21 protein-coding genes and 1 other annotated feature are annotated in these 21698 nt (G+C 50.8%); of the genes, 15 read left to right on the top strand and 6 right to left on the bottom strand.

Annotated features, from left to right (window positions below; genetic code table 11):
- The first annotated feature begins 198 nt into the window (after positions 1-198).
- The 4 genes from creA to creD are packed head-to-tail and all read left to right on the top strand — an operon-like array spanning position 199 to position 4208.
- A complete protein-coding gene (creA, locus tag C3D30_RS14310) occupies positions 199-672 on the top strand; it encodes a protein CreA (RefSeq protein WP_000875485.1) in 474 nt (157 codons plus the stop codon).
- Between the two features lie 12 nt (positions 673-684).
- Entirely contained in the window at positions 685-1374 is a 690-nt protein-coding gene (gene creB, locus C3D30_RS14305) for a two-component system response regulator CreB (protein ID WP_001188653.1), read from the top strand.
- Positions 1374-2798: a two-component system sensor histidine kinase CreC gene (gene creC / locus C3D30_RS14300; protein WP_105285261.1), complete on the top strand. Its 1425-nt coding sequence runs from the start codon at positions 1374-1376 to the stop codon at positions 2796-2798. Before creB ends, creC begins: the two co-directional genes overlap by 1 nt.
- 57 nt (positions 2799-2855) lie before the next feature.
- Positions 2856-4208: a cell envelope integrity protein CreD gene (gene creD, locus C3D30_RS14295; protein WP_105287024.1), complete on the top strand. Its 1353-nt coding sequence runs from the start codon at positions 2856-2858 to the stop codon at positions 4206-4208.
- Between the two features lie 57 nt (positions 4209-4265).
- Here creD and arcA read toward each other — a convergent pair whose 3' ends face one another.
- Positions 4266-4982, bottom strand: a complete 717-nt coding sequence (gene arcA / locus C3D30_RS14290; RefSeq protein ID WP_001194358.1) for a two-component system response regulator ArcA — start codon at positions 4980-4982, stop codon at positions 4266-4268.
- Between the two features lie 95 nt (positions 4983-5077).
- On the opposite strand from arcA, the gene yjjY reads away from it, so the two are divergent.
- From yjjY to C3D30_RS14255, 7 genes are all read left to right on the top strand, one after another.
- A complete protein-coding gene (yjjY, locus tag C3D30_RS14285) occupies positions 5078-5218 on the top strand; it encodes a YjjY family protein (RefSeq protein ID WP_001303782.1) in 141 nt (46 codons plus the stop codon).
- A gap of 399 nt (positions 5219-5617) precedes the next feature.
- Positions 5618-6304, top strand: a complete 687-nt coding sequence (locus C3D30_RS14280) for a tRNA/rRNA methyltransferase (protein ID WP_105287023.1) — start codon at positions 5618-5620, stop codon at positions 6302-6304.
- A 213-nt stretch (positions 6305-6517) separates the two neighbouring features.
- A complete protein-coding gene (gene thrL / locus C3D30_RS14275; RefSeq protein WP_001386572.1) occupies positions 6518-6583 on the top strand; it encodes a thr operon leader peptide in 66 nt (21 codons plus the stop codon).
- Positions 6519-6638 (top strand) — a sequence feature (Thr leader region). (Overlaps the previous gene by 65 nt.)
- 25 nt (positions 6639-6663) lie before the next feature.
- A complete protein-coding gene (gene thrA / locus C3D30_RS14270) occupies positions 6664-9126 on the top strand; it encodes a bifunctional aspartate kinase/homoserine dehydrogenase I (protein WP_105287022.1) in 2463 nt (820 codons plus the stop codon).
- A 1-nt stretch (position 9127) separates the two neighbouring features.
- A complete protein-coding gene (thrB, locus tag C3D30_RS14265) occupies positions 9128-10060 on the top strand; it encodes a homoserine kinase (RefSeq protein ID WP_016159427.1) in 933 nt (310 codons plus the stop codon).
- Positions 10061-11347, top strand: coding sequence for a threonine synthase (gene thrC / locus C3D30_RS14260; protein WP_105287021.1), 1287 nt, complete (start codon positions 10061-10063; stop codon positions 11345-11347).
- 222 nt (positions 11348-11569) lie between these two features.
- The gene (locus tag C3D30_RS14255) at positions 11570-11884 is read left to right on the top strand and encodes a DUF2502 domain-containing protein (protein ID WP_194309646.1); all 315 of its coding nucleotides are present in this window, start codon (positions 11570-11572) and stop codon (positions 11882-11884) included.
- A 163-nt stretch (positions 11885-12047) separates the two neighbouring features.
- Here the strand turns inward: C3D30_RS14255 and yaaA are convergent, their stop codons facing one another.
- Positions 12048-12824 (bottom strand): peroxide stress protein YaaA, encoded by a 777-nt coding sequence (gene yaaA / locus C3D30_RS14250; RefSeq protein ID WP_000906160.1) that lies wholly within the window; start codon positions 12822-12824, stop codon positions 12048-12050.
- Between the two features lie 69 nt (positions 12825-12893).
- On the bottom strand, positions 12894-14324 hold the full coding sequence (locus C3D30_RS14245; RefSeq protein WP_001112544.1) for an alanine/glycine:cation symporter family protein: 1431 nt from the start codon (positions 14322-14324) through the stop codon (positions 12894-12896).
- Between the two features lie 279 nt (positions 14325-14603).
- Between C3D30_RS14245 and tal the strand changes: the two genes are divergently transcribed.
- Together tal and mog are read left to right on the top strand one after the other, a co-directional pair.
- A complete protein-coding gene (gene tal / locus C3D30_RS14235; RefSeq protein WP_000130187.1) occupies positions 14604-15557 on the top strand; it encodes a transaldolase in 954 nt (317 codons plus the stop codon).
- 114 nt (positions 15558-15671) lie between these two features.
- On the top strand, positions 15672-16259 hold the full coding sequence (gene mog / locus C3D30_RS14230; RefSeq protein ID WP_001094685.1) for a molybdopterin adenylyltransferase: 588 nt from the start codon (positions 15672-15674) through the stop codon (positions 16257-16259).
- A gap of 33 nt (positions 16260-16292) precedes the next feature.
- Here mog and satP read toward each other — a convergent pair whose 3' ends face one another.
- From satP to C3D30_RS14215, 3 genes are all read right to left on the bottom strand, one after another.
- Positions 16293-16859, bottom strand: coding sequence for an acetate uptake transporter (gene satP / locus C3D30_RS14225; protein ID WP_000528538.1), 567 nt, complete (start codon positions 16857-16859; stop codon positions 16293-16295).
- Positions 16860-17007: 148 nt separating this feature from the next.
- Complete coding sequence (msyB, locus tag C3D30_RS14220) at positions 17008-17721, bottom strand: acidic protein MsyB (RefSeq protein ID WP_001102346.1); 714 nt, start codon at positions 17719-17721, stop codon at positions 17008-17010.
- Between the two features lie 26 nt (positions 17722-17747).
- Positions 17748-18152 (bottom strand): DUF2541 family protein, encoded by a 405-nt coding sequence (locus C3D30_RS14215; protein WP_105287020.1) that lies wholly within the window; start codon positions 18150-18152, stop codon positions 17748-17750.
- Between the two features lie 375 nt (positions 18153-18527).
- Between C3D30_RS14215 and dnaK the strand changes: the two genes are divergently transcribed.
- Both dnaK and dnaJ read left to right on the top strand, forming a co-directional pair.
- Positions 18528-20444: a molecular chaperone DnaK gene (gene dnaK, locus C3D30_RS14210; RefSeq protein WP_000516135.1), complete on the top strand. Its 1917-nt coding sequence runs from the start codon at positions 18528-18530 to the stop codon at positions 20442-20444.
- Positions 20445-20532: 88 nt separating this feature from the next.
- Positions 20533-21663: a molecular chaperone DnaJ gene (dnaJ, locus tag C3D30_RS14205; protein ID WP_001118464.1), complete on the top strand. Its 1131-nt coding sequence runs from the start codon at positions 20533-20535 to the stop codon at positions 21661-21663.
- Positions 21664-21698 lie beyond the last annotated feature (35 nt).

Genomic DNA, 21698 nt, shown 5'->3' with positions numbered 1-21698 from the left:
CCTTTCAACAACGAGCACCTGACATCAGGTAATTGGATAATAGCATTTTTTGCTGTTTTAGCATTCAGTGTTTTTTTCTTAGCAGAGTATGTTTTAGGTCTTGACGGAGATAAAAGAATTGAGATTTTGTTCTTAATCAATATGTTATTTATCGTGACGAACTAATTGCTCAGTGTAACTTATAAAAATGGTAACAATATGAAATACAAGCATTTGATCTTGTCCTTAAGCCTGATAATGCTGGGGCCATTGGCTCATGCGGAAGAAATTGGTTCGGTCGACACCGTATTTAAAATGATCGGCCCGGATCACAAAATTGTCGTAGAAGCCTTTGACGATCCCGATGTGAAAAACGTCACCTGTTATGTGAGTCGGGCGAAAACCGGCGGTATTAAAGGAGGATTAGGTCTGGCGGAAGATACTTCCGATGCGGCCATTTCCTGCCAGCAGGTAGGGCCGATTGAACTGTCGGATCGCATTAAAAACGGCAAAGCTCAGGGTGAAGTCGTGTTCAAAAAACGGACTTCTCTGGTCTTTAAGTCGTTACAGGTCGTGCGTTTCTATGACGCCAAACGCAACGCGCTCGCTTACCTGGCTTACTCCGACAAAGTTGTTGATGGTTCACCGAAAAATGCCATCAGCGCCGTTCCTGTCATGCCGTGGCGACAATAACAGAGGCGATTTATGCAACGGGAAACGGTCTGGTTAGTGGAAGACGAGCAAGGGATAGCCGACACGCTGGTCTACATGTTGCAGCAGGAAGGTTTTGCCGTCGAATTCTTTGAACGGGGCTTACCGGCGCTGGATAAAGCGCGCCTGCAGGTTCCTGACGTTATCATTCTCGATGTCGGCCTGCCTGATATTAGCGGTTTCGAACTGTGTCGCCAGTTGCTGGCGCTGCATCCTGCGTTGCCCGTACTATTTCTGACCGCCCGTAGTGAAGAGGTGGATCGCCTGCTTGGGCTGGAGATTGGCGCTGACGACTACGTGGCTAAACCATTTTCACCCCGCGAAGTGTGCGCCAGAGTGCGCACCTTACTGCGTCGGGTGAAGAAGTTTTCTACGCCGTCTCCCGTCATCCGTATTGGTCATTTTGAACTGAATGAACCTGCGGCGCAGATAAGCTGGTTTGACACGCCATTAACGCTGACGCGGTACGAATTTTTGTTGTTGAAAACGTTACTCAAGTCGCCAGGCCGTGTCTGGTCACGCCAGCAATTGATGGATAGCGTCTGGGAAGATGCACAGGACACTTACGATCGCACCGTCGATACTCACATCAAAACGCTGCGCGCCAAACTGCGCGCTATAAATCCCGACCTTTCGCCGATTAATACTCATCGCGGAATGGGATACAGTCTGAGGAGCCTGTAATGCGCATCGGGATGCGCCTGTTGCTGGGCTATTTTTTACTGGTGGCGGTGGCGGCCTGGTTCGTACTGGCAATTTTTGTCAAAGAAGTTAAACCGGGCGTGCGAAGGGCGACGGAAGGGACGCTGATCGACACCGCAACGTTGCTGGCGGAGCTGGCGCGTCCCGATTTGCTCTCTGGTGACCCCGAGCATGGACAACTGGCGCAGGCGTTTAACCAGCTACAAAATCGCCCGTTTCGCGCCAATATCGGCGGCATTAACAAAGTGCGCAATGAATACCATGTCTATATGACCGATGCGCAGGGCAAAGTATTGTTCGATTCGGCAAATAAAGCTGTGGGGCAGGATTATTCCCGCTGGAATGATGTCTGGTTAACGTTGCGTGGTCAGTATGGCGCGCGTAGCACGTTGCAAAATCCTGCCGATCCCGAAAGTTCTGTAATGTATGTTGCCGCGCCGATTATGGACGGTTCGCGGCTAATTGGTGTTTTGAGCGTAGGCAAACCGAACGCAGCGATGGCGCCGGTCATTAAACGCAGTGAGCGGCGAATTTTATGGGCGAGTACCATTTTGTTGGGGATTGCGCTGGTGATTGGCGCGGGAATGGTTTGGTGGATCAACCGCTCCATTGCCCGGCTCACCCGCTATGCTGATTCCGTTACCGACAATAAGCCCGTTCCTCTCCCTGAACTCGGCAGTAGCGAGCTGCGTAAGTTAGCGCAGGCGCTGGAAAGTATGCGCGTGAAGCTGGAAGGGAAAAACTATATAGAGCAGTATGTTTACGCATTAACCCATGAGCTAAAAAGCCCACTGGCGGCGATTCGTGGCGCGGCGGAAATTTTACGCGAAGGCCCGCCGCCGGAAGTAGTGGCTCGCTTTACCGATAATATTTTGACGCAAAATGCGCGAATGCAGGCGCTGGTTGAAACGTTATTACGCCAGGCAAGACTGGAGAATCGCCAGGAAGTGGTTCTTTCTGCGGTTGATGTAGCGGCATTATTTAACCGCATCAGCGAAGCGCGCACCGTGCAGCTGGCAGAAAAAAATATCACTCTGCATGTTATGCCCATTGAGGTTAACGTTGCTGCTGAACCTGCGTTACTGGAGCAGGCGCTGGGGAATTTACTGGATAACGCCATCGATTTCACTCCCGATCATGGCTGCATAACGCTTAGTGCTGTGGCAGATCAGGAGCAAGTCACGCTTAAGGTGCAGGATACCGGCAGTGGCATTCCTGACTACGCGCTGCCGCGCATTTTTGAACGTTTTTACTCTTTGCCACGTGCAAATGGGCAAAAAAGCAGTGGTCTGGGGCTGGCGTTTGTCAGCGAAGTTGCCCGTTTGCTCAATGGCGAAGTCACGCTGCACAACATGCCGGAAGGCGGTGTGCAGGCCTCGCTTCGGCTTCACCGTCACTTCACATAACTTCAAATTCTTCCCACATAGCCTTCATACACTGCCGCCATTGTAAAGGAGAAGACTATGTTGAAATCCCCCCTGTTCTGGAAAATGACCACTTTGTTTGGCGCGGTGTTGCTGTTGTTAATTCCATTAATGTTGATTCGGCAGGTGATTGTCGAACGTGCCGATTACCGTAGCGATGTTGAAGATGCAATTCGTCAAAGCACCAGCGGGCCACAAAAGTTGGTTGGGCCGCTTATCGCTATTCCTGTGACCGAGCTTTATACGGTGCAGGAAGAGGATAAAACTGTGGAGCGCAAGCGGAGTTTTATCCGTTTCTGGTTACCGGAGTCGTTGATGGTTGATGGCAATCAGAATGTGGAAGAACGGAAGATCGGTATTTATTCCGGCCAGGTCTGGCACAGTGATTTAACGCTGAAAGCCGATTTTGACGTTTCGCGTCTTAGCGAACTTAATGCGCCAAATATCACCTTAGGCAAGCCGTTTATCGTGATTAGCGTTGGTGACGCGCGTGGCATTGGCGTGGTGAAATCGCCTGAACTTAACGGAACGGCGTTGACTATTGAACCCGGCACCGGGTTAGAGCGAGGCGGGCAGGGCGTGCATATCCCTTTACCCGAAGGAGACTGGCTGAAGCAGAACCTGAAGCTGAATATGGCGCTGAATTTAAGCGGTACTGGTGATTTTTCTGTGGTTCCGACGGGACGTAATAGCGAGATGACCTTAACCAGCAACTGGCCGCACCCCAGTTTTTTAGGCGATTTTTTGCCAGCGAAACGGGAAATAAGTGCGTCCGGTTTTCAGGCGCAATGGCAAAGTAGCTGGTTTGCTAATAATCTCGGTGAGCGTTTTGCTTCAGGCAATGATAGCGGCTGGGAAAATTTCCCGGCGTTTAGCGTCGCAGTCACTACGCCAGCCGATCAGTATCAATTAACGGATCGGGCGACCAAGTACGCCATTTTGCTGATCTCGCTAACTTTTATGGCTTTCTTTGTTTTTGAAACATTAACGGCAAAGCGTTTACACCCGATGCAATATTTGCTGGTAGAGCTGTCATTGGTGATGTTTTATTTGCTCTTGCTGGCGCTTTCTGAACATACCGGTTTTACCGTGGCCTGGATAATCGCCAGTCTGATTGGGGCGTTAATGAACGGTATTTACTTGCAGGCAGTATTAAAAGGCTGGCGCAACAGCATGTTGTTTACCCTCGCGCTGTTGTTGCTGGATGGCGTGATGTGGGGACTGCTGAATTCTGCCGATAGCGCGCTGTTGTTGGGAACCAGTGTGCTGGTGGTGGCGCTGGCAGGCATGATGTTTGTGACACGTAATATCGACTGGTATGCGTTTTCACTGCCGAAAATGAAAACCAGCAAAGAAGCCACAATGGACGATGAGTTACGTATCTGGAAATAATGTTGAAAAATAAAAACGGCGCTAAAAAGCGCCGTTTTTTTGACGGTGGTAAGCCGATTAATCTTCCAGATCACCGCAGAAGCGATAACCTTCACCGTGAATGGTGGCGATGATTTCCGGCGTATCCGGCGTAGATTCGAAATGCTTACGAATACGACGGATTGTCACGTCTACAGTACGGTCGTGCGGCTTCAGCTCACGGCCGGTCATTTTCTTCAGCAGTTCAGCACGAGACTGAATTTTGCCTGGGTTTTCACAGAAGTGAAGCATGGCGCGGAACTCGCTGCGCGGCAGTTTGTACTGCTCGCCATCAGGGCCGATCAACGAACGGCTGTTGATGTCCAGTTCCCAACCATTGAACTTGTAGCTTTCAACGCTACGACGTTCTTCGCTGACAGTACCCAGATTCATGGTACGAGACAGCAAGTTGCGTGCACGAATAGTCAGTTCACGCGGGTTGAACGGTTTGGTGATGTAATCGTCTGCACCGATTTCGAGGCCGAGAATTTTATCGACTTCGTTGTCACGGCCAGTCAGGAACATCAACGCAACATTCGCCTGCTCGCGCAGTTCACGCGCTAACAGAAGACCGTTCTTACCCGGCAGATTGATATCCATGATCACCAGGTTGATGTCATATTCAGAGAGGATCTGATGCATTTCCGCGCCATCTGTCGCTTCGAAAACATCATAGCCTTCCGCTTCGAAAATACTTTTCAACGTGTTGCGTGTTACCAACTCGTCTTCAACGATAAGAATGTGCGGGGTCTGCATGTTTGCTACCTAAATTGCCAACTAAATCGAAACAGGAAGTACAAAAGTCCCTGACCTGCCTGATACATGCTGCAAATTAACATGATCGGCGTAACATGACTAAAGTACGTAATTGCGTTCTTGATGCACTTTCCATCAACGTCAACAACATCATTAGCTTGGTCGTGGGTACTTTCCCTCAGGACCCGACAGTGTCAAAAACGGCTGTCATCCTAACCATTTTAACAGCGACATAACAGGCTAAGACGTGCCGGACACCCAATAAAACTACGCTTCGTTGACATATATCAAGTTCAATTGTAGCACGTTAACAGTTTGATGAAATCATCGTATCTAAATGCTAGCTTTCGTCACATTATTTTAATAATCCAACTAGTTGCATCCTACAACTAATAAACGTGGTGAATCCAATTGTCGAGATTTATTTTTTATAAAATTATCCTAAGTAAACAGAAAGATATGTAGCGTTTTTTAACAATTGAACGGTTAGTACAGTCAAGAAATAGTTTAGCTTTTTTTAAGTTAAGTAAAGGGCTTTTTCTGCGACTTGCGTTAATATTTTGTAAATTCTCTCCGCGCAGTAAGTTGACATTCATCACTCTATTCGCGGTTATTTGGTCAAGAAGAGTAGCAACATGCGTTTGACGATTATTCTGGTCGCACCCGCCAGAGCAGAAAATATTGGGGCAGCAGCGCGGGCAATGAAAACGATGGGTTTTAGCGAACTGCGGATTGTCGATAGTCAGGCACACCTGGAGCCAGCCACCCGATGGGTTGCACATGGATCCGGTGATATTATTGATAATATTAAAGTTTTTTCAACGCTGGCTGAATCGTTACATGACGTAGATTTCACTGTTGCCACCACAGCGCGTAGTCGGGCGAAATATCATTACTACGCGACACCGGTGGAACTGGTGCCATTGTTAGAAGAAAAATCGGCGTGGATGGATCATGCGGCGCTGATCTTTGGTCGTGAAGATTCCGGGCTGACCAACGAGGAACTGGCACTGGCTGATATTCTTACCGGTGTGCCAATGGTGGCAGATTACCCTTCGCTCAATCTGGGGCAGGCGGTGATGGTCTATTGCTATCAATTAGCAACATTAATACAACAACCGACGAAAAGTAACGCAACGGCAGACCAACATCAACTGCGCGCTTTACGCGAACGTGCCATGTCGTTGTTAACGACGTTAGCGGTGGCAGATGACACAAAACTGGTCGACTGGTTACAGCAACGTCTGGGGCTTTTAGAGCAACGGGATACCGCAATGTTGCATCGTTTGTTGCATGATATTGAAAAAAATATCACCAAATAAAAAACGCCACGTCATGTGGTTTTTAGGTTTTCATTCTGACTGCAACGGGAAATCTGTCTCTGAGTGGATTAAAAAAAGAGTACCTGCCAGCAGCTTATGAACTGGTTGCCTTCCGTGAGTAAATTAAAATTTTATTGACTTAGGTCACTAAATACTTTAACCAATATAGGCATAGCGCACAGACAGATAAAAATTACAGAGTACACAACATCCATGAAACGCATCAGCACCACCATTACCACCACCATCACCATTACCACAGGTAACGGTGCGGGCTGACGCGTACAGGAAACACAGAAAAAAGCCCGCACCTGACAGTGCGGGCTTTTTTTTCGACCAAAGATAACGAGGTAACAACCATGCGAGTGTTGAAGTTCGGCGGTACATCAGTGGCAAATGCAGAACGTTTTCTGCGGGTTGCCGATATTCTGGAAAGCAATGCCAGGCAGGGGCAGGTGGCTACAGTCCTCTCTGCTCCCGCCAAAATAACCAACCATCTGGTGGCGATGATTGAAAAAACGATTAGCGGCCAGGATGCTTTGCCTAATATCAGCGATGCCGAACGTATTTTTGCCGAACTTCTGACGGGACTCGCCGCCGCCCAGCCGGGTTTTCCGCTGGCGCAACTGAAAACTTTCGTCGATCAAGAATTTGCCCAAATCAAACATGTTCTGCATGGTATCAGCCTGTTGGGACAGTGCCCGGACAGCATCAACGCTGCGTTGATCTGCCGTGGTGAAAAAATGTCGATCGCCATTATGGCCGGTGTACTGGAAGCGCGCGGTCACAACGTTACCGTTATCGATCCAGTCGAAAAACTGCTGGCTGTCGGTCACTACCTCGAATCTACCGTCGATATTGCTGAATCCACCCGCCGTATTGCTGCAAGCCGCATTCCGGCTGACCACATGGTGCTGATGGCAGGCTTCACCGCCGGTAATGAAAAAGGCGAACTGGTGGTGCTGGGACGCAATGGTTCCGACTACTCCGCTGCGGTGCTGGCTGCCTGTTTACGTGCCGATTGTTGCGAAATCTGGACGGACGTCGACGGGGTCTATACCTGCGACCCGCGTCAGGTGCCCGATGCGAGGTTGTTAAAGTCGATGTCCTATCAGGAAGCGATGGAGCTTTCCTATTTCGGCGCTAAAGTTCTTCACCCCCGCACCATTACCCCCATCGCTCAGTTCCAGATCCCTTGCCTGATTAAAAACACCGGAAATCCACAAGCGCCAGGGACGCTCATTGGTGCCAGCCGTGATGAAGATGAATTACCGGTCAAGGGTATTTCCAATCTGAATAACATGGCGATGTTCAGCGTTTCTGGTCCCGGAATGAAAGGGATGGTCGGCATGGCGGCGCGCGTCTTTGCAGCAATGTCACGCGCCCGCATTTCAGTGGTGCTGATTACGCAATCGTCTTCCGAATACAGCATCAGTTTCTGCGTTCCACAAAGCGACTGTGTGCGAGCTGAACGGGCAATGCAGGAAGAGTTCTATCTTGAACTGAAAGAAGGCTTACTGGAGCCGCTGGCAGTGACAGAACGGCTGGCTATTATCTCGGTGGTGGGCGATGGTATGCGCACGCTGCGTGGGATCTCGGCGAAATTCTTTGCCGCGCTGGCTCGCGCTAATATCAACATTGTCGCCATTGCCCAAGGGTCTTCTGAACGTTCAATCTCCGTGGTGGTAAATAACGATGATGCGACCACTGGTGTGCGCGTTACCCACCAGATGCTGTTCAATACCGATCAGGTTATCGAAGTGTTTGTGATTGGTGTCGGTGGCGTTGGAGGTGCGCTGCTGGAGCAACTGAAGCGTCAGCAAAGCTGGCTGAAGAGTAAACATATTGATTTACGAGTCTGTGGCGTTGCCAACTCGAAGGCGTTGCTGACCAATGTGCATGGTCTTAACCTGGAAAACTGGCAGGAAGAACTGGCGCAAGCTAAAGAGCCGTTCAACCTTGGGCGCTTAATTCGCCTGGTGAAAGAATATCATCTGCTGAATCCGGTTATTGTTGACTGCACCTCCAGCCAGGCGGTGGCGGATCAATATGCCGACTTCCTCCGCGAAGGTTTCCACGTGGTGACTCCGAACAAAAAGGCCAACACCTCGTCGATGGATTATTACCACCAGTTGCGTTACGCGGCGGAAAAGTCGCGGCGTAAATTCCTCTATGACACCAACGTCGGTGCGGGATTACCGGTCATTGAGAATCTGCAAAACCTGCTCAACGCAGGTGATGAGTTGATGAAGTTCTCCGGCATTCTTTCAGGTTCGCTTTCTTATATCTTCGGCAAGTTAGACGAAGGCATGAGTTTCTCCGAGGCGACCACGCTGGCGCGGGAAATGGGCTATACCGAGCCGGATCCGCGTGATGATCTTTCTGGTATGGATGTGGCGCGCAAACTGTTGATTCTCGCCCGTGAAACTGGACGTGAACTGGAGCTGGCGGATATCGAGATCGAACCTGTGCTGCCCGCAGAGTTTAACGCGGAGGGTGATGTTGCAGCTTTTATGGCGAATCTGTCACAGCTCGACGATCTCTTTGCCGCGCGCGTGGCGAAGGCTCGTGATGAGGGCAAAGTTTTGCGCTATGTTGGCAATATTGATGAAGATGGCGTCTGCCGCGTGAAAATTGCTGAAGTGGATGGTAACGATCCGCTGTTCAAAGTGAAAAATGGCGAAAACGCCCTGGCCTTCTATAGCCACTATTATCAGCCGCTGCCGTTGGTTCTGCGCGGATATGGCGCGGGCAATGACGTTACGGCTGCCGGTGTCTTTGCCGATCTGCTACGCACCCTCTCATGGAAGTTAGGAGTCTGACATGGTTAAAGTTTATGCTCCGGCTTCCAGTGCCAATATGAGCGTCGGGTTTGATGTGCTTGGCGCGGCGGTAACGCCTGTTGATGGCGAGTTGCTTGGGGATGTGGTGACGGTTGATGCGGCAGAGACATTCAGTCTCAACAACCTTGGGCGGTTTGCCGACAAGCTACCGTCAGAGCCACGAGAAAATATCGTTTATCAGTGCTGGGAGCGTTTTTGCCAGGAATTGGGCAAGCAAATTCCAGTGGCGATGACTCTGGAAAAGAATATGCCGATCGGTTCGGGCTTAGGCTCCAGCGCCTGTTCGGTGGTCGCGGCACTGGTAGCGATGAATGAACACTGCGGCAAGCCGCTCAATGATACCCGCTTACTGGCCTTGATGGGCGAGCTGGAAGGGCGTATCTCTGGCAGCATTCATTATGACAACGTGGCACCGTGTTTTCTTGGTGGTATGCAGTTGATGATCGAAGAAAACGACATCATCAGCCAGCAAGTGCCCGGGTTTGATGAGTGGCTGTGGGTGCTGGCATATCCGGGGATTAAAGTCTCGACGGCAGAAGCCCGGGCTATTTTACCGGCGCAGTATCGCCGCCAGGATTGCATTGCGCACGGGCGACATCTGGCAGGCTTCATTCACGCCTGCTATTCCCGTCAGCCTGAGCTTGCCGCGAAGCTGATGAAAGATGTTATCGCTGAACCCTACCGTGAACGGTTACTGCCTGGCTTCCGGCAGGCGCGGCAGGCGGTTGCGGAAATCGGCGCGGTAGCGAGCGGTATCTCTGGCTCCGGTCCGACCTTGTTCGCTTTGTGTGACAAGCCGGATACCGCCCAGCGCGTTGCCGACTGGTTGGGTAAGAACTACCTGCAAAATCAGGAAGGTTTTGTTCATATTTGCCGGCTGGATACGGCGGGCGCACGAGTACTGGAAAAATAAATGAAACTCTACAATCTGAAAGATCACAACGAGCAGGTCAGCTTTGCGCAAGCCGTAACGCAGGGGTTGGGCAAAAATCAGGGGCTGTTTTTTCCGCACGATCTGCCGGAATTCGGCCTGACCGAAATTGATGAGATGCTGAAACTGGATTTCGTCACCCGTAGCGCGAAGATCCTTTCGGCGTTTATTGGTGATGAAATCCCGCAGGACGCACTGGAAGAGCGCGTTCGCGCGGCGTTTACCTTTCCGGCTCCGGTTGCCAAAGTTGAAAGCGATGTCGGTTGTCTGGAACTGTTCCACGGGCCAACGCTGGCATTTAAAGATTTCGGCGGTCGCTTTATGGCGCAAATGCTGACCCACATAGCGGGCGATAAGCCAGTGACCATTCTGACTGCAACCTCCGGCGATACCGGGGCGGCAGTGGCTCACGCTTTCTACGGTTTACCGAATGTAAAAGTGGTTATCCTCTATCCGCGCGGCAAAATCAGTCCCCTGCAAGAAAAGCTGTTCTGTACGCTGGGCGGCAATATTGAAACCGTTGCCATCGACGGCGATTTCGATGCCTGTCAGGCTCTGGTGAAGCAGGCGTTTGATGATGAAGAACTGAAAGTGGCGCTGGGGTTAAACTCCGCTAACTCCATTAACATCAGCCGCTTGCTGGCACAAATTTGCTACTACTTTGAAGCTGTGGCGCAGTTGCCGCAGGAAGCGCGCAACCAGCTGGTTGTCTCGGTGCCGAGCGGTAACTTCGGCGATTTGACGGCAGGCCTGCTGGCGAAATCTCTCGGTCTGCCGGTGAAGCGTTTTATCGCTGCCACTAACGTGAACGATACAGTGCCGCGTTTCCTGCACGACGGGCAGTGGTCGCCAAAAGCCACCCAGGCGACGTTATCCAATGCGATGGATGTTAGCCAGCCGAATAACTGGCCGCGTGTGGAAGAGTTGTTCCGCCGGAAAGTCTGGCAACTGAAAGAGCTGGGTTATGCAGCGGTGGATGATGAAACCACGCAACAGACGATGCGCGAGTTAAAAGAGCTGGGCTATACCTCAGAACCGCACGCTGCTGTGGCTTACCGTGCGCTGCGTGACCAGTTGCATCCAGGCGAATATGGTCTGTTCCTCGGCACCGCACATCCGGCGAAGTTTAAAGAGAGTGTGGAAGCGATTCTCGGTGAATCGCTGGCGCTGCCAAAAGAGCTGGCAGAACGAGCTGAATTACCGCTGCTTTCTCATTATCTGCCCGCCGATTTTGCCGCGTTGCGCAAGCTGATGATGAATCATAAGTAGTATCCATTAATTTCCTGAAAATGGCCGGGCTTGCGTTTATGCAGTTCGGCTTTTTTATGGAGAAAACATGAGAAAAATCGACAGAAAAAAAGGAGAAATTTTCAATAAATGCGGTAAATTAGCTCTTTCAATTGTAGAGAATGACAACGGGGATTCTTTTACCGTAAGCTCCTGATATCGGCCCATAACTGGCAATGATAAAAGGAGTCACCTGTGAAAAAGATGCAACCTATCCTACTCGCACTTTCCCTGATTCTGGTCGCTCCTATGGCAGCGCAGGCTGGGGAAATAATGCTAGTACCATCAGTGACATTACAGATTGGCGATCGCGACCACCGTGGTTACTACTGGGATGGCGGTTACTGGCGTGACCGTGACTGGTGGTATCGAAATTATGAATGGCGAGACAATCGCTGGCACCCACACGGATCGCCGCGTCATAATTGGTATAATGATCATCGAAATGATCACCGTGGAGATCATCGACACGATCACGGCGGCGATCATCGTCCAGGTCCGGACAGTCACCATCGGTAAATATAAATGCCGGATGACCTCCGGCATTTGAGACTGATGACAAACGCCAAATTGCCTGATGCGCTACGCTTATCAGGCCTACGTGATCTCTACAATATATTGAATCTACATGTTTTGTAGACCGGATAAGGCGTTTACGCCGCATCCGGCATTTACCACAAACTTAACGCAGTTCGTAGCGTTTAAACACCAGTTCGCCATTGCTGGAACTGGCTTCATCGAAGAAGTAACCTTCACTATTAAAACCAGTCAGTTGCTCTGGTTTGGTCAGGCGATTTTCAATAATAAAACGACTCATCAGGCCACGCGCTTTTTTAGCATAGAAGCTAATAACCTTAAACTTACCGTTCTTCTCATCGAGGAACACCGGCTTGATAATCTCAGCATTCAGTTTCTTCGGTTTCACTGATTTAAAATACTCATCTGACGCCAGATTAATCACTACCTGATCGCCTTGCGCTTCGAGCGCCTCGTTCAGCTTGTTGGTGATCACATCACCCCAGAATTGGTACAGATCTTTACCCCTGGCGTTCTCAAGACGGATACCCATCTCCAGACGATATGGCTGCATTAAATCGAGCGGGCGCAGTACGCCATACAAACCGGAAAGCATACGCAAATGCTGCTGGGCAAAAGCGAAATCGTCTTCACCGAAGGTTTCGGCCTGTAAACCGGTGTAGACATCGCCTTTGAACGCCAGAATCGCCTGTCGGGCATTCTCTGGCGTGAAATCTGGCTGCCAGTCATGAAAGCGAGCGGCGTTGATACCCGCCAGTTTGTCGCTGATGCGCATCAGCGTGCTAATCTGCGGGGGCGTCAGCTTCCGCGCTTCGTGAATAAGCTGCTGAGAGTTGTCTAACAGCTCCGGCAACGTATAGCGCGTGGTAGCCAACGGGCTTTGATAATCAAGCGTTTTCGCAGGTGAAATCAGAATCAGCATATCCAGTCCTTGCAGGAAATTTACAGCGACTGTAGCAAAAAAAGCGGATGAATTGATCGATAGTTGTGATTAGTCCCGCGAAACATCATCCCACGTATCAGGCGCGAGTTGCTGGTCGATATCCGGGTAGCGCAGTGGATCAAACACCGGACGCACACCAAGTTTACGCTGGCGAAGATAATCACTGGCAATGGTATGCACTACCGGAGAGAGCAGCAAAATAGCGGTCAGATTAGTGATCGCCATACACGCCATAATAATATCAGCCAGTTGCCACATCATGGGTAGGCTAAGTAGCGTGCCACCAATCACGGTGGTAAAGATGCAGATACGCAGGCACCAGATCGCTTTGGGGCTGTTCAGGCGTAAAAAGAAAAGATTATTTTCTGCATAAATGTAATTGGCGACGATGGAGCTGAAGGCAAACAGAATTACCACTATTGTGACAAACTCTGCCCCCCAGGAACCCATTAGTGCTCGCATCGCTTTCTGGAGAAGTTGTATACCCTCCAGCGGCATATAGGTTGTACCGTTTCCGGCCAGTAATATCAGCATGGCGCTCGCCGTGCAGATGACCAGGGTGTCGATGAAAATGCCAATCATCTGGACAATGCCTTGCGCAGCCGGATGCGGCGGCCAGGATGCCGCTGCCGCCGCTGCGTTTGGTGTCGAACCCATTCCCGCCTCATTAGAAAACATACTGCGCTGAAAGCCGTTTGTAACCGCCTGACTCAGGGTGTAGCCCGCCGCGCCGCCTGCCGCTTCCTGCCAGCCAAAGGCGCTTTCAAAAATAGACCAAATGACGTGAGGAAGTTGCTCGATATTCATCGCACAAATGACCAGACTGGCGAGTACCCAGATTAATGCCATCGCGGGGACAAACCATTGCATCAGTCGGGCTACGCCATGAATACCGTGGGTTATCGCCAACAGGGTAAAGACGGCGAGAATGATGCCAGTTACTAATGGTGGAACATCAAACGCAAAATTCATCGCGCGGGCAACGGCGTTTGCCTGAACACCGCTGAAAATCAATCCGTAGGCAATGAGCAAAAAGATAGCGAATAGCACGCCCATCCAGCGCATCCCCAATCCACGCGCCATATACCATGCTGGACCACCGCGAAACTGCCCATTAGCGTCACGTTCTTTATAAAGCTGGGCAAGGGAACATTCTGCAAAAGAGGTCGCCATGCCGATAAACGCGGCAATCCACATCCAGAAGATAGCACCGGGTCCACCGGCAGTAATGGCCAACGCAACACCTGCGAGGTTACCGCTGCCGACGCGCGCGGCAAGGCTGGTGCACAGTGACTGAAAAGAGGTTAAGCCACCCGGTTGGGGATGAACGCTATTTTTGAGACTTTTGCCAAACTGGCGAATATAGCGAAACTGAACGAATCCGGTGCGAAAAGTGAACCAGCAACCTGCACCGAAGAGCAGGTAGATCATCACTGATCCCCATAGGACATTGTTAATAAAAGAGAAAAAATCAGGCATTCGTATCCCTCTTGTCGCCGGCACGCGGTTACATTCCTGTGTAAACGTTACCAATTGATTAAGAATTATATACGATGTGCATTGGTAGATAACGCTTGGGTAGCATACTCGAGTTTTTGTTTAAAAATGGCGAGCGATATCAACGCAGTGTCAGAAAACCTAAACAGTCTCGCCTGGCTATAACCCTCTCGTCTGCGGTTGCGCTGTCGTTGCGTCGTGATATCATCAGGGCAGACCGGTTACATCCCCCTAACAAGCTGTTTAAAGAGAAATACTATCATGACGGACAAATTGACCTCCCTTCGTCAGTACACCACTGTAGTGGCCGACACTGGGGACATCGCGGCAATGAAGCTGTATCAACCGCAGGATGCCACAACCAACCCTTCTCTCATTCTTAATGCAGCGCAGATTCCGGAATACCGCAAGTTGATTGATGATGCTGTCGCATGGGCGAAACAGCAGAGCAACGATCGCGCACAGCAAATCGTGGACGCGACTGACAAACTGGCCGTAAACATTGGTCTGGAAATCCTGAAACTGGTTCCTGGCCGTATCTCCACTGAAGTTGATGCGCGTCTTTCTTATGACACTGAAGCGTCAATTGCGAAAGCAAAACGCCTGATCAAACTTTACAACGATGCGGGTATCAGCAACGATCGTATTCTGATCAAACTGGCGTCTACCTGGCAGGGTATCCGTGCTGCTGAACAGCTGGAAAAAGAAGGTATCAACTGTAACCTGACTCTGCTGTTCTCCTTCGCTCAGGCGCGTGCTTGTGCGGAAGCGGGCGTGTTCCTGATCTCTCCGTTCGTTGGTCGTATTCTTGACTGGTACAAAGCCAATACCGATAAGAAAGAGTATGCGCCGGCAGAAGATCCGGGCGTGGTATCTGTATCGGAAATCTACCAGTACTACAAAGAGCACGGTTATGAAACCGTGGTTATGGGCGCAAGCTTCCGTAACATCGGCGAAATTCTGGAACTGGCAGGCTGCGACCGTCTGACCATTGCACCGGCACTGCTGAAAGAGCTGGCTGAGAGCGAAGGGGCTATCGAACGTAAACTGTCTTACACCGGCGAAGTGAAAGCGCGTCCGGCGCGTATCACCGAGTCCGAGTTCCTGTGGCAGCACAACCAGGATCCAATGGCAGTAGATAAACTGGCGGAAGGTATCCGTAAGTTTGCTGTTGACCAGGAAAAACTGGAAAAAATGATCGGCGATCTGCTGTAATCATTCTTAGCGTGACCGGGAAGTCGGTCACGCTACCTCTTCTGAAGCCTGTCTGTCACTCCCTTCGCAGTGTATCATTCTGTTTAACGAGACTGTTTAAACGGAAAAATCTTGATGAATACTTTACGTATCGGCTTAGTTTCCATCTCTGATCGCGCGTCCAGCGGCGTTTATCAGGATAAAGGCATCCCTGCACTGGAAGAATGGCTGACATCAGCACTGACAACGCCATTTGAGCTGGAAACCCGCTTAATCCCTGATGAGCAGGCGATCATTGAACAAACCCTGTGTGAGCTGGTGGATGAAATGAGTTGCCATCTGGTACTCACTACGGGAGGGACTGGGCCGGCGCGCCGTGACGTGACGCCTGATGCAACGCTGGCAGTAGCTGACCGCGAGATGCCGGGCTTTGGTGAACAGATGCGCCAGATTAGCCTGCATTTTGTGCCGACGGCGATCCTTTCGCGTCAGGTTGGCGTGATTCGTAAACAGGCACTGATCCTTAACTTACCCGGTCAGCCGAAGTCTATTAAAGAGACTCTGGAAGGGGTGAAGGATGCTGAGGGTAACGTTGTGGTGCACGGTATTTTTGCCAGCGTACCGTACTGCATTCAGTTGCTGGAAGGGCCATACGTTGAAACGGCACCAGAAGTGGTTGCTGCATTCAGACCGAAGAGTGCAAGACGCGAAGTGAGCGAATAAAAAAATCCCCCCGAACGGGGGGATCTCAAACAATTAGTGGGATTCACCAATCGGCAGAACGGTGCGACCAAACTGCTCGTTCAGCACTTCACCCATCGCCAGATAGATTGCGCTGGCACCGCAAATCAGGCCAATCCAGCCTGCGAAATGGATGATTGCAGCGTTACCGGCAATATTACCGATAGCCAGCAGGGCAAACAGCACGGTCAGGCTGAAGAAAACGAATTGCAGAACGCGTGCGCCTTTCAGCGTGCCGAAGAACATAAACAGCGTAAACACGCCCCACAGACCCAGGTAGACACCAAGGAACTGCGCATTTGGCGCATCGGTCAGACCCAGTTTCGGCATCAGCAGAATCGCAACCAGCGTCAGCCAGAAAGAACCGTAAGAGGTAAAGGCGGTTAAACCGAAAGTATTGCCTTTTTTGTACTCCAGCAGACCGGCAAAAATTTGCGCGATGCCGCCGTAGAAGATGCCCATAGCAAGAATAATACCGTCCAGGGCGAAATAACCCACGTTGTGCAGGTTAAGCAGAATGGTGGTCATGCCGAAGCCCATCAGGCCCAGCGGTGCCGGATTAGCCAACTTAGTGTTGCCCATAATTCCTCAAAAATCATCATCGAATGAATGGTGAAATAATTTCCCTGAATAACTGTAGTGTTTTCAGGGCGCGGCATAATAATCAGCCAGTGGGGCAGTGTCTATGATCTTTTGAGGGGAAAATGAAAATTTTCCCCTGTGTCACGTATCAGACCTGAGTGGCGCTAACCATTCGCCGCAGACAGGCGATTTGTAACACTGCTGGAATTGTCACCCGAAAGGCAGTGCCGCTAACGGCTTTAACCCCATTTAATGCTGCACCCACCGGCCCTCCCAGACCCGCGCCGCGTAGCAGACCATGCCCAAGCACGCTCATCGCAGCGTGGGTACGCAAAATGCGGGTCAGCTGGCTGGAAAGCAGATGCGACACGCCTTTGGCCAGTTGTTTGTCTTTCATCAATAACGGCAGCAGCTCTTCCAGTTCGTTAACCTTTGCGTTGACGGCCTGCAAAAACTCCTTTTTATGCGTCTCGTCCATTTTCTTCCAGGTATTGCGCAGAAAATGTTCGAGTAACTGTTGCTCAATTGCAAAGGTAGACATCTCTTTATCGGCTTTCAGTTTCAGCCGTTTGGAGACATCGAGTAAAATAGCGCGATACCGTTTGCCGTGTCCGCGCAGTTTGTTAGCGATGCTATCGCCGCCAAAATGTTGTAATTCCCCAGCAATTAGCTGCCAGTTGCGGCGATGCTGCTCGGGATGCCCTTCCATCGATTTAAACAGTTCGTTGCGCATTAATACGCTGGACAGGCGGGTTTTGCCTTTTTCATTATGAGTGAGTAAGCGGGTAAAGTTTGCCAGCTGTTCTTCGCTGCAATGCTGTAGAAAATCTAAGTCTGAATCATGTAGATAGTTGACGTTCATGTCATTGTGGCTTCTGTATTAAAAGGTTAGTCGTCGCCGATAATTTTCAGCGTGGCCATATCCGATGAGTTCACCGTATGACCGGAAAAGGTGATTTTTGACACGCAGCGTTTGTTGTCGTTATCGCTGTTAATGTTGATCCAGCCGGTGGTTTGCCCTTCTTTGATTTCAGCCGGAATGTTCAGGCTTTGGCTGGCGCTACGGGCTGCTTTGAAATAAACCGACGCGGCACTTAACTGTAAATCGCCATGATCGGCAGTGAGTTGTATGCGTTTTACAATGCGGCAAACGGGGAGTTTCAACGTCAGATCGTTGGTCTCGTTACGCGGTATGGCAATGACGCCGAGGATTTTATGGTCGTTGGCCTGCGCGGTGCAGCACAGCATCAGGCCGAGCACGAGGCTGGCGGAAATCATAAAAATGGATTTCATTAAGATTCTCTTAGCGGGAAGAGGTAGGGGGATGAATACCCACTAGTTTACTGCTGATAAAGAGAAGATTCAGGCACGTAATATTTTCTTTTTATTACAATTTTTTGATGAATGTCTTGGCTGCGATTCATTCTTTATATGAATAAATTGCTGTCAGTTTCACGTCTTGTCCTGCCATATCGCGAAATTTCTGCGCAAAAGCACAAAAAATTTTTGCATCTCCCCCTTGATGACGTGGGTTACGACCCCATTTAGTAGTCAACCGCAGTGAGTGAGTCTGCAAAAAAATGAAATTGGGCAGTTGAAACCAGACGTTTCGCCCCTATTACAGACTCACAACCACATGATGACCGAATATATAGTGGAGACGTTTAGATGGGTAAAATAATTGGTATCGACCTGGGTACTACCAACTCTTGTGTAGCGATTATGGATGGCACCACTCCTCGCGTGCTGGAGAACGCCGAAGGCGATCGCACCACGCCTTCTATCATTGCCTATACCCAGGATGGTGAAACTCTGGTTGGTCAGCCGGCTAAACGTCAGGCAGTGACGAACCCGCAAAACACCCTGTTTGCGATTAAACGCCTGATTGGCCGCCGCTTCCAGGACGAAGAAGTACAGCGTGATGTTTCCATCATGCCGTTCAAAATTATTGCTGCTGATAACGGCGACGCATGGGTCGAAGTTAAAGGCCAGAAAATGGCACCGCCGCAGATTTCTGCTGAAGTGCTGAAAAAAATGAAGAAAACCGCTGAAGATTACCTGGGTGAACCGGTAACTGAAGCTGTTATCACCGTACCGGCATACTTTAACGATGCTCAGCGTCAGGCAACCAAAGACGCAGGCCGTATCGCTGGTCTGGAAGTAAAACGTATCATCAACGAACCGACCGCAGCTGCGCTGGCTTACGGTCTGGACAAAGGTACTGGCAACCGTACTATCGCGGTTTATGACCTGGGTGGTGGTACTTTCGATATTTCCATTATCGAAATCGACGAAGTTGACGGCGAAAAAACCTTCGAAGTTCTGGCAACCAACGGTGATACTCACCTGGGTGGTGAAGACTTCGACAGCCGTCTGATCAACTACCTGGTTGAAGAATTCAAGAAAGATCAGGGCATTGACCTGCGCAACGATCCGCTGGCAATGCAGCGCCTGAAAGAAGCGGCAGAAAAAGCGAAAATCGAACTGTCTTCCGCTCAGCAGACCGACGTTAACCTGCCGTACATCACTGCAGACGCGACCGGTCCGAAACACATGAACATCAAAGTGACTCGTGCGAAACTGGAAAGCCTGGTCGAAGACCTGGTGAACCGTTCCATTGAGCCGCTGAAAGTTGCTCTGCAGGACGCTGGCCTGTCCGTATCTGATATCGACGATGTTATCCTCGTTGGTGGTCAGACTCGTATGCCAATGGTTCAGAAGAAAGTTGCTGAGTTCTTTGGTAAAGAGCCGCGTAAAGACGTTAACCCGGACGAAGCTGTGGCAATCGGTGCTGCCGTTCAGGGTGGTGTACTGACTGGCGACGTGAAAGACGTACTGCTGCTGGACGTTACCCCGCTGTCTCTGGGTATCGAAACCATGGGTGGTGTGATGACGACGCTGATCGCGAAAAACACCACTATCCCGACCAAGCACAGTCAGGTGTTCTCTACCGCTGAAGACAACCAGTCTGCGGTAACCATCCACGTGCTGCAGGGTGAACGTAAACGTGCGGCTGATAACAAATCTCTGGGTCAGTTCAACCTGGATGGTATCAACCCGGCTCCGCGCGGTATGCCGCAGATCGAAGTTACCTTCGATATCGATGCTGACGGTATCCTGCACGTTTCCGCAAAAGACAAAAACAGCGGTAAAGAGCAGAAGATCACCATCAAGGCTTCTTCTGGTCTGAACGAAGATGAAATCCAGAAAATGGTACGCGACGCGGAAGCTAACGCCGAAGCAGACCGTAAGTTTGAAGAGCTGGTACAGACTCGCAACCAGGGCGACCATCTGCTGCACAGCACCCGTAAGCAGGTTGAAGAAGCTGGCGACAAACTGCCGGCTGACGACAAAACTGCTATCGAGTCTGCGCTGACTGCACTGGAAACTGCTCTGAAAGGTGAAGACAAAGCCGCTATCGAAGCGAAAATGCAGGAACTGGCACAGGTTTCCCAGAAACTGATGGAAATCGCCCAGCAGCAACATGCACAGCAGCAGACTGCCGGTGCTGATGCTTCTGCAAACAACGCGAAAGATGACGATGTTGTCGACGCCGAGTTTGAAGAAGTCAAAGACAAAAAATAATCGCCCTATAAACGGGTAATTATACTGACACGGGCGAAGGGGATTTTCCTCTCCGCCCGTGCATTCATCTAGGGGCAAATCAAAAAAAATGGCTAAGCAAGATTATTACGAGATTTTAGGCGTTTCCAAAACAGCGGAAGAGCGTGAAATCAAAAAGGCCTATAAACGCCTGGCCATGAAATATCACCCGGACCGTAACCAGGGTGACAAAGAGGCCGAGGCGAAATTTAAAGAGATCAAGGAAGCTTATGAAGTTCTGACCGACTCGCAAAAACGCGCGGCATATGATCAGTACGGTCATGCGGCGTTTGAGCAAGGCGGCATGGGCGGCGGCGGTTTTGGCGGCGGCGCAGACTTCAGCGATATTTTTGGTGACGTTTTCGGCGATATTTTTGGCGGCGGACGTGGTCGTCAACGTGCGGCGCGTGGTGCTGATTTACGCTATAACATGGAGCTCACCCTCGAAGAAGCTGTACGTGGCGTGACCAAAGAGATCCGCATTCCGACTCTGGAAGAGTGTGACGTTTGCCACGGTAGCGGTGCAAAACCAGGTACGCAGCCGCAGACCTGTCCGACCTGTCATGGTTCTGGTCAGGTGCAGATGCGCCAGGGCTTCTTCGCTGTACAGCAGACCTGTCCGCACTGTCAGGGGCGCGGTACGCTTATCAAAGATCCGTGCAACAAATGCCATGGTCATGGTCGTGTTGAGCGTAGCAAAACGCTGTCCGTTAAAATCCCGGCAGGGGTGGATACTGGAGACCGCATCCGTCTTGCGGGCGAAGGTGAAGCAGGCGAACATGGCGCACCGGCAGGCGATCTGTACGTTCAGGTTCAGGTTAAACAGCACCCGATTTTCGAACGTGAAGGCAACAACCTGTATTGCGAAGTACCGATCAACTTCGCAATGGCGGCGTTGGGCGGTGAAATCGAAGTGCCGACCCTTGATGGTCGCGTAAAACTGAAAGTGCCAGGCGAAACGCAGACCGGTAAGTTGTTCCGTATGCGCGGTAAAGGCGTCAAGTCTGTTCGCGGCGGTGCACAGGGCGATTTGCTGTGCCGTGTTGTCGTCGAAACACCGGTAGGTCTGAACGAGAAGCAGAAACAGCTGCTGCAAGAGCTGCAAGAAAGCTTCGGTGGCCCAACCGGCGAACACAATAGCCCGCGCTCAAAGAGCTTCTTTGATGGCGTGAAGAAGTTTTTTGACGACCTGACTCGCTAATTTACCCTGGCCTGCCCGTGGGCAGGCCAGGGTAA

This window comes from Escherichia sp. MOD1-EC5433 (genome assembly GCF_002966005.1).
Taxonomy (GTDB): domain Bacteria; phylum Pseudomonadota; class Gammaproteobacteria; order Enterobacterales; family Enterobacteriaceae; genus Escherichia; species Escherichia ruysiae.
The sequence above is the reverse complement of the archived record's forward strand: the minus strand, read 5'-3'. Positions and strand labels throughout refer to the sequence as shown.

What these genes read in the sequence shown, in the direction of transcription:
- thrA (WP_105287022.1), top strand. Translation starts at nt 6,664, where the DNA reads ATGCGAGTGTTGAAGTTCGGCGGTACATCAGTGGCAAATGCAGAACGT.
- mog (WP_001094685.1), top strand. Translation starts at nt 15,672, where the DNA reads ATGAATACTTTACGTATCGGCTTAGTTTCCATCTCTGATCGCGCGTCC.
- C3D30_RS14245 (WP_001112544.1), bottom strand. Translation starts at nt 14,324, where the DNA reads ATGCCTGATTTTTTCTCTTTTATTAACAATGTCCTATGGGGATCAGTG.
- yaaA (WP_000906160.1), bottom strand. Translation starts at nt 12,824, where the DNA reads ATGCTGATTCTGATTTCACCTGCGAAAACGCTTGATTATCAAAGCCCG.
- yjjY (WP_001303782.1), top strand. Translation starts at nt 5,078, where the DNA reads ATGACTAAAGTACGTAATTGCGTTCTTGATGCACTTTCCATCAACGTC.
- C3D30_RS14280 (WP_105287023.1), top strand. Translation starts at nt 5,618, where the DNA reads ATGCGTTTGACGATTATTCTGGTCGCACCCGCCAGAGCAGAAAATATT.
- creD (WP_105287024.1), top strand. Translation starts at nt 2,856, where the DNA reads ATGTTGAAATCCCCCCTGTTCTGGAAAATGACCACTTTGTTTGGCGCG.
- satP (WP_000528538.1), bottom strand. Translation starts at nt 16,859, where the DNA reads ATGGGCAACACTAAGTTGGCTAATCCGGCACCGCTGGGCCTGATGGGC.
- creB (WP_001188653.1), top strand. Translation starts at nt 685, where the DNA reads ATGCAACGGGAAACGGTCTGGTTAGTGGAAGACGAGCAAGGGATAGCC.
- arcA (WP_001194358.1), bottom strand. Translation starts at nt 4,982, where the DNA reads ATGCAGACCCCGCACATTCTTATCGTTGAAGACGAGTTGGTAACACGC.
- C3D30_RS14215 (WP_105287020.1), bottom strand. Translation starts at nt 18,152, where the DNA reads ATGAAATCCATTTTTATGATTTCCGCCAGCCTCGTGCTCGGCCTGATG.
- dnaJ (WP_001118464.1), top strand. Translation starts at nt 20,533, where the DNA reads ATGGCTAAGCAAGATTATTACGAGATTTTAGGCGTTTCCAAAACAGCG.
- msyB (WP_001102346.1), bottom strand. Translation starts at nt 17,721, where the DNA reads ATGAACGTCAACTATCTACATGATTCAGACTTAGATTTTCTACAGCAT.
- creC (WP_105285261.1), top strand. Translation starts at nt 1,374, where the DNA reads ATGCGCATCGGGATGCGCCTGTTGCTGGGCTATTTTTTACTGGTGGCG.
- tal (WP_000130187.1), top strand. Translation starts at nt 14,604, where the DNA reads ATGACGGACAAATTGACCTCCCTTCGTCAGTACACCACTGTAGTGGCC.
- thrC (WP_105287021.1), top strand. Translation starts at nt 10,061, where the DNA reads ATGAAACTCTACAATCTGAAAGATCACAACGAGCAGGTCAGCTTTGCG.
- dnaK (WP_000516135.1), top strand. Translation starts at nt 18,528, where the DNA reads ATGGGTAAAATAATTGGTATCGACCTGGGTACTACCAACTCTTGTGTA.
- creA (WP_000875485.1), top strand. Translation starts at nt 199, where the DNA reads ATGAAATACAAGCATTTGATCTTGTCCTTAAGCCTGATAATGCTGGGG.
- C3D30_RS14255 (WP_194309646.1), top strand. Translation starts at nt 11,570, where the DNA reads ATGCAACCTATCCTACTCGCACTTTCCCTGATTCTGGTCGCTCCTATG.
- thrB (WP_016159427.1), top strand. Translation starts at nt 9,128, where the DNA reads ATGGTTAAAGTTTATGCTCCGGCTTCCAGTGCCAATATGAGCGTCGGG.